Annotated in this window: 12 protein-coding genes, 1 pseudogene and 2 riboswitches; of the genes and pseudogenes, 12 read left to right on the top strand and 1 reads right to left on the bottom strand. The window is 42.1% G+C overall.

What is annotated here, in order from left to right; all coding sequences use genetic code 11:
- Positions 1-10: 10 nt before the first annotated feature.
- The 5 genes and pseudogenes from Y79_RS0106905 to Y79_RS1000000120365 form a co-directional block, all read left to right on the top strand.
- Positions 11-2,218, top strand: a complete 2,208-nt coding sequence (locus Y79_RS0106905) for a DUF4129 domain-containing transglutaminase family protein (protein ID WP_016937028.1) — start codon at positions 11-13, stop codon at positions 2,216-2,218.
- A gap of 163 nt (positions 2,219-2,381) precedes the next feature.
- The gene (gene guaA / locus Y79_RS0106900; protein ID WP_007408887.1) at positions 2,382-3,923 is read left to right on the top strand and encodes a glutamine-hydrolyzing GMP synthase; all 1,542 of its coding nucleotides are present in this window, start codon (positions 2,382-2,384) and stop codon (positions 3,921-3,923) included.
- Positions 3,924-4,158: 235 nt separating this feature from the next.
- Entirely contained in the window at positions 4,159-4,317 is a 159-nt protein-coding gene (locus Y79_RS1000000121200; protein WP_016937027.1) for a hypothetical protein, read from the top strand.
- 224 nt (positions 4,318-4,541) lie between these two features.
- Positions 4,542-4,682: a hypothetical protein gene (locus Y79_RS1000000121385; protein ID WP_016937026.1), complete on the top strand. Its 141-nt coding sequence runs from the start codon at positions 4,542-4,544 to the stop codon at positions 4,680-4,682.
- Between the two features lie 404 nt (positions 4,683-5,086).
- A pseudogene (locus Y79_RS1000000120365) lies at positions 5,087-5,737 on the top strand (site-specific integrase); the annotation flags it as partial.
- 186 nt (positions 5,738-5,923) lie between these two features.
- On the opposite strand, the gene Y79_RS0106880 reads toward Y79_RS1000000120365, so the two are convergent.
- Positions 5,924-6,961: a PIN domain-containing protein gene (locus tag Y79_RS0106880; protein ID WP_016937024.1), complete on the bottom strand. Its 1,038-nt coding sequence runs from the start codon at positions 6,959-6,961 to the stop codon at positions 5,924-5,926.
- A gap of 447 nt (positions 6,962-7,408) precedes the next feature.
- On the opposite strand from Y79_RS0106880, the gene Y79_RS0106875 reads away from it, so the two are divergent.
- From Y79_RS0106875 to Y79_RS0106845, 7 genes are all read left to right on the top strand, one after another.
- On the top strand, positions 7,409-7,942 hold the full coding sequence (locus Y79_RS0106875) for a sigma-70 family RNA polymerase sigma factor (RefSeq protein ID WP_016937023.1): 534 nt from the start codon (positions 7,409-7,411) through the stop codon (positions 7,940-7,942).
- Positions 7,924-9,366, top strand: a complete 1,443-nt coding sequence (locus Y79_RS0106870) for a DUF4179 domain-containing protein (protein ID WP_016937022.1) — start codon at positions 7,924-7,926, stop codon at positions 9,364-9,366. The genes Y79_RS0106875 and Y79_RS0106870 overlap by 19 nt, the downstream gene beginning before the upstream one ends.
- A 123-nt stretch (positions 9,367-9,489) precedes the next feature.
- A riboswitch (purine riboswitch) is annotated at positions 9,490-9,591 on the top strand.
- A 131-nt stretch (positions 9,592-9,722) separates the two neighbouring features.
- Positions 9,723-11,045, top strand: a complete 1,323-nt coding sequence (locus Y79_RS0106865) for an NCS2 family permease (RefSeq protein WP_003155780.1) — start codon at positions 9,723-9,725, stop codon at positions 11,043-11,045.
- Between the two features lie 197 nt (positions 11,046-11,242).
- The gene (locus Y79_RS0106860) at positions 11,243-12,025 is read left to right on the top strand and encodes a hypothetical protein (RefSeq protein WP_016937021.1); all 783 of its coding nucleotides are present in this window, start codon (positions 11,243-11,245) and stop codon (positions 12,023-12,025) included.
- Positions 12,026-12,162: 137 nt separating this feature from the next.
- Positions 12,163-12,336 carry a Fur-regulated basic protein FbpA gene (locus tag Y79_RS01000000120010; protein WP_076982558.1) on the top strand — a complete coding sequence of 58 codons (174 nt, stop codon included), beginning with the start codon at positions 12,163-12,165 and terminating at the stop codon, positions 12,334-12,336.
- A gap of 117 nt (positions 12,337-12,453) precedes the next feature.
- A complete protein-coding gene (locus Y79_RS0106850) occupies positions 12,454-13,008 on the top strand; it encodes a DUF2179 domain-containing protein (protein WP_016937019.1) in 555 nt (184 codons plus the stop codon).
- Positions 13,005-13,202 (top strand): NETI motif-containing protein, encoded by a 198-nt coding sequence (locus Y79_RS0106845; protein WP_003155772.1) that lies wholly within the window; start codon positions 13,005-13,007, stop codon positions 13,200-13,202. The genes Y79_RS0106850 and Y79_RS0106845 overlap by 4 nt, the downstream gene beginning before the upstream one ends.
- 78 nt (positions 13,203-13,280) lie before the next feature.
- A riboswitch (purine riboswitch) is annotated at positions 13,281-13,382 on the top strand.
- Positions 13,383-13,386 lie beyond the last annotated feature (4 nt).

The following is a 13,386-nucleotide window of genomic DNA, read 5'->3' as shown; positions in this document are numbered from 1 at the left end:
GTGGCGCGCCATGCCGCATGACGAGAACCAGGGAAGCAGGCTGAGTCTGCTGCTGTTTTATTTTCTCGCTTTTTTATTGTTGTGGGAATGGCTCAGGCCGCTGCACAATTTTACGGATACAAAGCATACCGGTTTTTTCATCGTCTTTATCGGTTTGGCATTTCTGCTGTCATTCTTCCGGATGAGGTGGTACGTCACCGTGCCGTCCTGCATTCTGTTTACGTTAATCAGTATTCACATGCTGTTTTATAAAGGTTCGGTTTTTCAGCCGGAATGGCTTGCTTCTTTTTTGCGGGACGTGATGCTGAATGTCCGGCACATCGGAACCGGAAGATGGAATGATATGAACCCGTCATTCCGCACACTGCTGTTTTTTGTGCTTTTATGGCTGCTTGTGTATTTGCTGCATTATTGGGTGATCTATCAGCGGAAAATCTTATTCTTTTTTATCATGACGGTGGCGTATATTACCGTACTTGATACATTTACTCCTTATGATGCCGCATACGCCGTCATCCGGATCGTCTTTATCGGCTTTTTGATGATGGGGCTTTTGTATATGGAGCGCATCCGCCTGACAGAACACATAGCATTTAAAAAAAGATTGATTTTCAAATGGTTTCTGCCGCTGGCGCTGTTTATCTGCGCTTCCGTCGTGTTCGGTCTGGCGGCTCCGAAATCAGATCCGAATTGGCCGGACCCCGTGCCGTTTCTGAAAAAAATAACACATCACAAAGAAGTGCCCGCCGCTGAAAGCAAAATCGGCTACGGCAATCATGATGAAACATTGGGCGGTCCTTTTCAGCAGGACGATACGCCGGTTTTTACATGGAAGGGAAAAGAGCGGGCGTACTTCCGTGTGGAAACGAAGGATACATATACGGGAAAAGGCTGGGTGGAGACCGACCAGGGCATGTCCTATAAACTGAACGGCGGCAATGTGGAAGACATATGGTTTGACCGGCGTGTGCAGACGAGACGCTATACGGCACAGGTGTCCATTGATGAAAATTATCTTTATAATCACGTCATGTATCCGATCGGCCTCTCCAATATTAAACCGAAGCACTCGATTCAGCTTGAGATGAACGGAAACACCGAGCAAATCACGCCGATCAGTGAACAAGTGGGCAACATCCGCAATATGGGACGGTACACGGTGACTTTTCACGCGCCCGTCTTTAAGCTGAATGATCTCAGAAAAGTGAAAGTGAAACGATACCGTGAGCAGAACCAATTCAATGATCGGTATTTACAGCTTCCGGACAGCGTTCCGGAAAGAGTGAGACAGCTTGCGGACAGGCTGACGCGGGATCATCATAATATGTTTGATAAAGCGAAGGCTGTCGAGGACTATCTGGGATCTTCCGCATTTTCGTATGATACGCAGGATGTCGCCATTCCGGAGCACAATCAGGATTATGTGGATCAATTTCTGTTTGAAACGAAAAAAGGTTATTGTGATAACTTTTCATCGGCTATGGCCGTGCTGCTCCGATCTGCGGGTATTCCCGCCCGCTGGGTGAAGGGTTATACATCCGGCGAGTATAAAGGCGCAGGCGACCATAACGGCCAGATTTATGAAGTCACAAACAACAACGCCCATTCATGGGTTGAAGTGTATTTTCCCGATCAGGGCTGGGTGACGTTTGAGCCGACGAAAGGCTTCACCAATCCGACGGAGTTTACGTCAGAGCAGAATCAAGCAGCGGGAAAAGACAGCGGGGGCTCAGCGGGGAATTCGGATACACCGTCTGACAAGCAGCGTCAGGAAACAAAGCCTGAAAAAGAAGAAGCACCGAAAAAGCGGGAGCACAGTGCGGCACCGCATCCTGTGATCCGCAACAAAACCGCGGCACAGCTGTGGCCGTATGCAGCCGTCATCCTCGTGATTTCAGCCGCGGCGGCGCTCGCCTGGCTGCTCCGCGCGCGCTGGATTCCGTACGCTGCAGCAGCCAGACTGAAGCGGCGCACGGATGAAGACGTCTTTTTCGACGCATATGCCGCGCTGCTCCGCCAGCTGAAACGAAAAGGATTCAGCAGAGGAGACGGAGAAACGCTGCGCGATTTTGCCGCGAGGATTGACGAGGCATACGGTACAAACGACATGTCCGAGCTGACGCTGCGCTATGAGCGGGCCTTATACCGCAGGGATAATGCCGCGGAGCTTTGGAATGAATCGGGACAGTTGTGGGAAAATATAATTAAAACAAGATAGTCTTGACCGCATATCGTCCTGTTGTTAGAATAAATGAATGTTAAATGGGAGCCCGGGAGCGTTAAAAAGCCGGGCTTCCGTACAAGTCTTGCGCGACAGAGGGCTGAACGTTTGTCCTCCGTTTTTTCTGTGTCAAAAACTTAGAGGAGATTAGGTGACAACCATGACGAAGTTAGTGAATGAAATGATTCTTGTTCTTGATTTCGGCAGTCAGTATAACCAGCTGATTACCCGCCGGATCCGTGAATTTGGCGTATATAGCGAGCTGCATCCCCATACGTTGACAGCTGAGGAAATCAAAGAAATGAATCCAAAAGGAATTATCCTTTCAGGCGGACCGAACAGTGTATATGATGAAGGATCTTTCCGCTGTGACGAAAAAATCTTTGAACTCGATATTCCTGTATTAGGCATCTGCTACGGCATGCAGCTGATGACTCATTATCTCGGAGGAAAAGTCGAGGCGGCAAGCCAGCGCGAATACGGAAAAGCGAACATTCAGATTCAAGGAACTCCTGACCTGTTCAAAGATCTTCCGGAAGAACAGGTTGTGTGGATGAGCCACGGCGATTTGGTTGTAGAAGTTCCTGAAGGCTTCACTGTTGACGCAACAAGCCATCACTGCCCGAATTCAGCGATGAGCAAAGCGGACAAGAATTGGTACGGTGTTCAGTTCCACCCGGAAGTGCGCCACTCTGAATACGGCAATGATCTTCTGAAAAACTTTGTCTTCGGCGTTTGCGATTGTGAAGGCAAATGGTCAATGGAAAACTTTATCGAAATCGAAATGCAAAAAATCCGCGAAACAGTCGGAGACAAGCAGGTTCTTTGCGCGCTAAGCGGCGGTGTTGATTCCTCTGTTGTGGCTGCTTTGATTCATAAAGCGATCGGCGACCAGCTGACTTGTATTTTCGTCGATCACGGCCTGCTTCGTAAAGGCGAAGCGGAAGGCGTCATGAAAACGTTCAGCGAAGGCTTTAATATGAATGTCATTAAAGTTGATGCGAAAGACAGATTCTTAAACAAGCTGAAAGGTGTTTCTGATCCTGAGCAAAAACGCAAAATCATCGGCAACGAATTCATTTACGTGTTTGATGATGAAGCGGACAAGCTTAAAGGCATCGATTACCTTGCGCAAGGAACGCTTTACACGGATATTATCGAGAGCGGTACTGCAACGGCGCAAACGATCAAATCTCACCACAATGTCGGCGGACTTCCTGAAGATATGCAGTTTGAACTGATCGAGCCGTTAAACACGCTCTTCAAAGATGAAGTGCGCGCGCTTGGCACAGAGCTCGGCCTTCCGGATGATATCGTATGGCGTCAGCCGTTCCCTGGCCCTGGTCTTGGCATCCGCGTACTTGGCGAAGTAACGGAAGAAAAACTTGAAATCGTTCGTGAATCAGACGCGATTCTGCGTGAAGAAGTGGCAAACCACGGCCTAGAGCGCGACATCTGGCAGTACTTCACGGTTCTTCCTGACATCCGCAGCGTCGGCGTCATGGGAGATGCGAGAACGTATGATTACACAATCGGTATCCGTGCCGTGACATCAATCGACGGCATGACATCTGACTGGGCGCGTATCCCTTGGGATGTGCTTGAAGTGATTTCAACACGGATCGTCAACGAAGTGAAACACATCAACCGCGTCGTGTATGACATTACGAGCAAGCCGCCTGCAACGATTGAGTGGGAGTAAGGCAGCATTAATCTAATAATGTTTATAAAGCCTATCTAAAGTGTTTTTCAACATGTTAAATGTTTTAAATGCTTGATATACAATAGTACTAACCACCAAAAAACCCCCCAAGAAATAATTCTTGGGGGGGTTTTTTAATAAGGTTGTATTCATGATTATTCAACTAAATTGTGAAGTCACCATATTGATGGTAAAATGACACCTAATAGGATGTTTAAGCATAGGAGGAAATTTTATGAGAATGACAATTACATTATCCATTGAAGCGAAAGAGAACTTAACAAAGTTGCAAAAGTTAATTAGTGAAGAATCTGGAGGAGGAAAAGTAACTCAAGGTTTTGCTATTGGATATGCACTAAAAAATCAAGTTGAACAAATGGAAAAGAAGAAATAAGAAGAAATATAAACACATAAAAACAAAGGTTAATCATTTTAGATTAGCCTTTTTATTTTTCCTTTTTCTCGGGTGAATATATTTTTTAATAATAATCAATTAAAAATCACGCAATTGTATGTTATTTTGGTGTTGACATGGTGTTTTTATGGTGTTAATGTTGTTTTAACGCAATTTGGTGTTTATTTGCGTGATGAAATTCAATTGAGGAGGTATTAACCGAAATGTTTGAAGAAGAGTTTGAAAATTTGTCAGATGAGGAACAACTCGAAGTCATTGAGTATCTAGAGGAGTATATGGAATCTGTAGCAATTGGGAACGGGGATTACCATATTGGTCCAAATGGAGAAATCATTATTGATTAATTCAATTAGAAAGGAGGAGAATTACATATTATTAAAAAAAGGATAAATTTCAAAGATTATTAAATAAAAGATTAGACACAGTATTAATCAAATTAGATTTAGTAGCAAACCTTTCAACAAATCGTTATGAATGTAGTGAAGATGATGTAAAGAATTTACTCGTTCCTCTAAAAAGCAAAATCATTCATATAGAAGAACTCTTTGATAAGCGTATTCTTCTTAATTCTAAAAAGGTTAATAATTAAAGAAGAAATATTCGTTTGAAAAAGAAATTAATTGGCGGGGATTCATTTTCCCGCCAAAAAAGTAGTCTGCCAAAATAAATATATCCATTATATTGATTACCGTTTTTGGATAATTATTTTCAACGGGATATCAATTTAAAAAGGAAGAGATTACAATGAAAAATAAAAATAGAAGATTTTTATGAACATCTGAATTTTGTTATGCTGTGGGTCTGCTATATGACCGGAATACGAGTGAATGAAGGCACTGCTTTATGGTGGAATGATGTCGATTTAAAAAATAAACGTTTACGTGTCCATCATATGTTAATTATGAAAACGAGAAGTGAATGGAAAAGAAATTCATATACAAAAACGGAAGATGGAAAGAGAATAATTGCTTTTGATAGTGATACAATAAATATATTAACAATATGGCGAAATAGACAATTGGAGATAGGGTTAGGTAATTCAAATGACTTTATTTTTAGTTATGATGGATTGCCAATGATTAAATCGACAATAAGCAGAATCATTAAACACTATTCTCAATTCGCAGGAGTAACTAGGATTCAAGCAAAGGGATTGCGTCACTCTCATGCTTCGTATCTAATCAATGAATTTAATGTTTCTGTTCTTGTATTATCACAACGTATGGGACATTCAAGTCCAGAGATTACTTTAAAACACTATGCTCATATGTGGAGTGGGGCAGATACTGCAATTGTGGATGCAATGACTTGAAATATAGAAATCAAAACTGCTGAACAAACAAAGATTAAATTTAATGGGAATCAAGTAGTAAATAAGAGTGCTTTAAGTGGAGAATAACAATTATGAAGAATTTAATTTATCTTCTCTCTTTGGATTTTTTTAAAAGAAGTTAAAGACTGTAAATAGCATTAGTGTGTGGTGTTGCTTTAAAATAAAGTATGATTAAACATCGTTTTAACTAGTATTCTACGGTAAATAAAAAGAATCCATTTTGAAAAAGTTAATCAAAATGGATTCAAAATATTAACAAAATTCTCTGTGTAATTCAACATAATCTATTAGTTCTTCACTCTCTAACAAGTAAGTTATATTACTACAAATCAAAATTTGTGTACTACTACTTTCTGACATCATTCCATCGCCAGGATCTCCGCGTTCATATGTCGGGTCTAATGTTTCAATACTGAAACTTACATCTGCTTCGATGTCAAAATGCACCAACAAAGTTTTGTCTTCAATATCCATAGAAACTTCGTTTATAGAAATATGGTAATTCTCAATATATCCATCAGTACCCCAACCACTAAAATATTCACCTTCAAATTGTTCATTTAATAGCATGTCATCAATTGTATCTTGCATAAACGAATTTTCTTCACAGAATGATTTTAAATTAGTTAATAATGATTCTTCATCGTACTCAAAGTTATCAATAAAGTAGTCTCTTAAATTATCTTCTTCATTTACTAAAAATTCCGATAATGACTTATAATATGATAAATCTTGAATATCCTCTGCTAAATCCTTATGAATATCGTTTTTATCTTTATTAGCAAAATCTTTATGGTTAGTTGAGATAAATGCAATTTGATCTGGTTGGCTGTCACAACAATATTCTACTAAGCTTTCCCATATAATTGCATCCTGGAAAGAAGCCTTATTTTCATCAAATGGTTTCTTATTATTAAAGTATTTAAGTGAGATTGTTTCAGTTACATCCTTTGATTTAGGGAAACCAATGATTTTAATGTTATTTTCATTAATTATCTCATCAAGAGTATTCCTATATGTTTCAACAAATGTATCAGCTTTTAAATTATCAAAATCAATTATTTGGGATGCTCCTAATTTATTTAAATCAGCTCTAGCACTTTTTATTGTTTTAATCTGAGGTCTAATTTGATCCCTGAACTTTTTTAGAATTTCATGATAATTAAACTTCGTGATACAGAGTTCTATTTTATCATGTTGTGTTAATTTGAGTAACTTTTTCATATTTGCAGATTTAAAGAAAAAATCATTAAATATAATATTTGTATCCAAAACAATTGTATAGGACATTAGATTCTCTCCTTTTTTGATTAAAGCCTTTAACATTTAATTATACAATATAATTAAATTTTAGGCAAAATATGCAATAATATTGTTTTGCTATTAGAGGGAAAAGCTCTTTACCATTTCAATTTTATAAATGCGGACGATTTAGGAAAGAAATACGTATAAAAACAGGTACATTTAAAAATTGAAGATCTTATGTTTATATGGGATTAAATTATAAATTGGCACTTGGTGAATTTATTTATAATATTGGTAGACCACCGAAACCCCCACCAAATTAATGTCTACAGTTAAAAAAATTAATATTCTAAAGGTTTTTAAAGTGCCATATATTATTGAGTGGGAATAAATCAATAAAAAAACGCCTCTTTTTAAAAAAGAGGCGTTTTTTTTATCTTTTTGAAACCGTTTTGCCCAGATTTATATCTAACAGCATAGGAGGTGGATAAGGTGAAGGAAGAACGATTGATCAAAAAGGCGAAAAAAGGTGATGCCTCAGCCTTTGAAAAACTGATCACAACCCATCAGGATACTTTATATAAAACAGCTTATCTCTATTTGCATCACAAAGAAGATACGCTGGACGCAGTGCAGGAAACGGCTTACAAGGCTTTTCTTCATATCGCGCAGCTGAAGGAGCCGAAATATTTTAAAACGTGGCTGATCCGGATTTTGCTTAATACGATTTTTGCAATGAGGAAAAAGAACGGAGACGTTATCCCGTTTGAGCCGCAACATGATACACGCGCGGAGAATAAGAACATTGAAGAATACATAGATCTTCGGAATGCCCTGGAAACGCTTGACGAACATATACAGCTGACCATTCAGCTTTATTATTTTCAAGATTTCTCGATTGCCATGATCGCTGAACAGACCGGTATGGCGGAAGGCACTGTAAAAACGCATCTCCACAGGGCGAGAAAAGCATTGAAGCAGGAGCTGGAAAAGGAGGATAAACAAATATGGAAAAGCATCAAATGAAGCAATTGTATCAGGACATTGACGTGCCGAAAGCTGAATTGAAAAACGTGATACATAGCGCCGCTGTCCGTGCCGGAAAAGAAGGCGCCGTCAGACGGAGATGGGGACGAAAAGTGATAAACAGCCTCGCGGTTGCTGCTGCTTTGTTTATTCTGTATCTGTCCTCAGGCTTGTTCATGCCCTCCGTTAATACGGCTATGGGAAACATCCCTGTTGCCGGGCAGATTTACAGGGTATTTCAGGATAAGGCAGGTTCTGCGCTGTTTAAAAGCAATTTGGTGACAAAACTGAACGAGAAAGCGGAATCGCGCGGGATTACGGTTACAGTGAAAAGTGTGTATTACGACAGCGGACAGCTCGTTTACAATTTTACCGTTGACAATTTGAAATCTGATGAGGAGGATATTCCTTTTGAAGTCGATTATAAAGACAGCCGGAATATATTATCTTTGGATTATGACAGTCAGGGCATGAAAAAAATGAAAGACGGGCAGTACGGGGGGCAGCTTCGCTTTTTTGCGGACGGCCCAAAGATGAAAGACGGTGATAAGCTTCCGCTTGTCATTAAACAAATCAAGGATATCCCCGGAAACTGGCGCTTTACACTCCCGATTAAAAAACAAAAGTCAGTTTCTCTTGAAGGAACGAAAGCTGTGAATGTAAATCACGGACTATACCGCTTTTTCGATATCCGGGCGGAAAACGGAACGACGGGATCGGCTCTCCTGTATTCAGTCGACTTTCACGATGCTGCTAAAAATGATGCCATCTCGATTTACGAGGCATCGGATGATGCTGGAAACCATTATGAAATGACGATGTCGAATATTGAACTTGGCAGCAGAAAGAACCTTCCCGGCGGCGGGAAAAGAGTACGCGGCCAAACTCAATTCAGCAAACCGATAGACCCGAAAGCGAAAACACTTTTCATCACGGGTGATGTAAAATCAGAATCAGAGCCTGGAGAAATCGTGCCTCTGAAAACAAAACTGCCCGTCAGTTATAAAACGAAACATCATCATGTCGGCATCACCATCAAAAAGATCAAACAGCAAGGCAGACGGGTAATTGTCGATTATCAATTCAGCGGAATTGATGTAAGCAAAACGGATAAAGATCAGTTGATGAATGTCGGTGAATCAATCGGTCTCGGCAATACGAAAAAAATGAAAACCTGGCCATCGCTTCATGAGTATGAAAAAGGCTATTATCTGAAAGGGAATAAGGCGAAAGTCACGAACCTTAAAACGGGTGAAATGGAATCTGTTTTTGAATTAGATGATTCATCAGATAAAGACTATTCATTGCGCGATTTTTCATTCGATTCATATGCTTTGTACGTCAATCAAACGGTTATGAACTTGCTGGCGGATGACAAGGGGATCACATTCTCGGTGCCGGTCCGGCCTGCGGACGGAAAATGATGTCAGGAAGGCGGCTTTTGCCGTCTTCCATTATTGGTCAATTGACGAATAAACTAATTTTTTCAAACAAGATTGTTCGTTTTTTTTATTGAGTTTTCAAAATTGAATTGATACAATAGACTCAGAAATCAAATATGCAGATATCGTATAATGGCGGGGATATGGCCCGCAAGTTTCTACCAAGCTACCGTAAATGGCTTGACTACGGATCAATCTCAATCGTTTGATATAAATAATCCATTCTTATTTATTCAGACTGAACGTATGTAGTCAAGCGTCCCAAATGTATTTGGGGCGTTTTTTATTTGGCGGATAACGGGCAGAATAAATGGGAGAGAATGAAGGAGGCAATTGGCTTGAAGCAATTTTTTCAGTTTGATGAGCTGGGGACAAGCTATCGTAATGAAATCATCGGCGGTTTAACGACCTTTTTGTCAATGGCGTACATTCTGTTCGTCAATCCGCTCACATTGTCTTTAAACGGTGTGAAAGGATTTCCGGAAGCATTAAAAATTGATCAGGGCGCGGTGTTCACCGCTACAGCTCTTGCATCTGCGGCCGGGTGTATTTTAATGGGGCTCATTGCAAAGTATCCGATCGCGATTGCGCCGGGTATGGGATTAAACGCGTTTTTTGCTTTCTCTGTCGTCCTCGGCATGGGGATTTCATGGCAGGCTGCGCTTTCCGGTGTCTTGATTTCCGGAATTATCTTCGTAGCGCTTTCGCTGACGGGATTGCGGGAAAAAATCATTAATGCGATTCCGCCTGAGCTGAAATTAGCGGTCGGCGCGGGTATCGGTTTATTCATTACATTTGTCGGTTTGCAGGGTTCGGGCATTATTGAAGCGAACTCATCGACTTTGGTATCTATCGGCAATATTCACAGCGGGCCTGTGTTGCTGACGGTTTTCGGTGTTATTGTGACGGTCATTCTGATGGTGCTTCGCGTAAACGGCGGCGTATTTATCGGAATGCTTCTGACGGCGGTTGCCGGTATGATCTGCGGGCTGATTCCGGTTCCGACACACATTGTCGGCAGCGTGCCGAGTCTTGCGCCGACTTTCGGACAGGCGTGGATGCACCTTCCGGATATCTTTTCCGTACAAATGCTGATTGTCATTTTAACTTTCCTGTTCGTCGGATTTTTCGATACGGCCGGTACGCTGGTAGCTGTAGCGACACAGGCCGGACTGATGAAGGAAAACAAACTTCCGCGTGCGGGAAGAGCGCTTTTGGCAGATTCAACTTCAATCGTTATCGGAGCCGTGCTCGGTACGTCTACAACGACTTCTTATGTTGAATCAAGCTCAGGCGTTGCGGCGGGAGCGCGCTCCGGGTTCGCGGCTGTTGTGACGGGCATTCTCTTTTTGCTGGCGATGTTTTTCTCGCCGCTTCTGTCAGTAGTCACCACGAATGTGACGGCTCCGGCTTTAATTATCGTCGGCGCGCTGATGGTGGCGCCGCTCGGTAAGATCGCCTGGGATAAATTCGAGGTGGCTGTGCCGGCATTTTTAACGATGATTATGATGCCGCTGACGTACAGCATTGCGACGGGGATTGCGATCGGTTTTATTTTCTACCCGATTACAATGATCTGCAAAGGAAAAGGAAAAAGCGTCCACCCGATTATGTACGGGCTGTTCGTCATCTTTATCCTGTATTTTATCTTCTTGAAATAACGGAAAAACCGGCTGAGGACAGCCGGTTTTTTGTTTTTGTCCTATTCCGTAAAACCAATACATAATATAAAACGTCATGTAGGTGTCCGGGTGAAGAAAACCGCTTGACTGATGAAGGACGCTTCGGTACCTTATATAAGTGTTTTATTTTCTTGCTTAACAAATTCCGCCGTATTTTTTTGATAGGAGTTGCTGACATGACGGAAGAAAGAAAAGAAACGTTGGAAGAAGAAAAACAGCATCAGGGAACTGATGAGGAACCGCTCTCGAGAATGTCCAGAAAAGCGGGACGTTATCAAAAGCAAAAGAAGAAAGAAAAGGAACGGCGCCCGGCTCCGGCTTTTACGGAAAAACTCGCTTCTGTATGGGCCGCGGTCAAACGTTATTGCCGTTTCGCATTGCGCATTTTGACATCACCGGTGAAGGTCGTTGGAGAAGACGGCTTTTCCCGCTTTAAATATGCTCTTATTTCAATGCTTGTATTCAGTATTTTTTTCTCAACCGGAAATTGGTTTCAGCTGAGGGCGAGCCAGCAGAGACCGCTTGGATACGGGGAACGGCATCACACGTTTTTTGACGGCTTTACCGTCGTTCTCGTGTATTCGCTCGTCTTTTTTGCCGCTGCGGCCGGCGCGGTCTGGCTTGTATCACGCTATCTGCTGAAACAGAAAATTACGATGCGGGATGCGGCCGCGGGAGTCGGTTCACTTCTTGTTCCGGCTGTCGTCTGCTCTATCGTGTGGATGATTTTCGCGATATTGAATCTGCCGGTTATCACCGTGGTGTTTACGGCGCTGACCTTATTTCTGGCTGCATCGGCGATGGTGCAGTTTGTGCAGATTCTGTACAAATCGGCTGAGAATCCTGCCGTCGACGTGATGTACTGTATTTCTGCGGCGGTCATCATCATGCTCGTCTTTACGGCTGTGACTTGGCCGCTTATTTCAGAGTACTTTACTGCCTCGCTGATCCCTTTATAAGTCGAAATTTGTCTTTCACAATGTTTACAAATATTTCTAATAAAGCGTGTTGTTTTGAAAAGCCGTCCGATATATGATGGGAGCAACAGAAATTGGAAAGCGGCATTAATCTTTATGATTCGGAAAGGATGATGAGGATGGCCCCGTTGTTGCGAGAAGCCATTAATCGGAAAAAACAGCATCTGAGGACCAAGCTGATCCGCTCAGGGTTATACCAAAACCATGTTCAGGAACTGTCCGGATACACGCTGAGCGAGCTTGAAAAGGAATATGAAGCGGTCAAACGATTGAAGAAAGCTGAGCTTCACTGAAAAGAGTTTGAAAGTCTGCCTTGGGGCGGGCTTTTTTTTCTTTTGAAAATGATCAAAAGAGGGTAAACTATCCTTAATTGAAAGATTGGCTTTTCAAAGTCAGAGGAGGGGGAATCAATGATGCAGACGATTTTATCCAACAGTATAGGTATGGTTCTCATTATTCTCATCATTAATATTATATATGTCTCTTTCTTTACGATCAGGATGATCCTTACATTAAAGGGGCAGCGCTATTTTGCAGCAGGCATCAGTACGGTTGAAATCCTTGTGTATGTGACCGGCTTGAGTCTCGTGCTCGGCAATCTGAATCAGATTCAAAACGTCATTGCCTACGCGCTCGGCTACGGCCTCGGCGTCATAGTGGGAATGAAAATTGAAGAAAAACTGGCGCTCGGCTACATAACAGTCAATGTCATTACGAAAGAGCTTGATCTGGACCTGCCGAAACAGCTTCGGGAAAAAGGATACGGAGTCACAAGCTGGGTCGCGGGCGGCCTTGAAGGGGACCGGACCGCCATGCAGATTCTGACGCCGCGCAAATATGAGCTTCAGCTGTATGATACGATTAAAACGCTCGATGAAAAAGCGTTTATCATCGCTTTTGAGCCGAAAGCGATCCACGGCGGATTCTGGGTGAAAGCAGTGAAGAAGAGGAGAATTAAGGAATGACAAAGCCAAAGAAAAAACGGTTTGAAGTAACGGAACACGAAACGATCGACACCATTCTTACTTTAATGAAGGAAGAGGGCTATATGCCCGTCCGGCGGATGGAAGAGCCGATCTTTACAGAAAAGAAAGAAAATGGATCAATTCAAGTTGTTCCTTGCGGGAAAAAAATCGTATTTGAAGGGAAATTGATCTAAACACGAACATTAAAAGAAAGAATTTTTATATCGTTCGATAATGTCGTTGACATTATCCAAGTCCGTTGTTAAGATAAACATGAAATCAAAACACGACCTCATATAATCTTGGGAATATGGCCCATAAGTTTCTACCCGGCTGCCGTAAACGGCCGGACTATGCAGGAAAGTGATAAACAGCTGA

The organism is Bacillus siamensis KCTC 13613, from assembly GCF_000262045.1.
In the GTDB taxonomy this organism is placed as follows: domain Bacteria; phylum Bacillota; class Bacilli; order Bacillales; family Bacillaceae; genus Bacillus; species Bacillus siamensis.
This window is presented reverse-complemented; position numbering and strand designations above follow the sequence as displayed.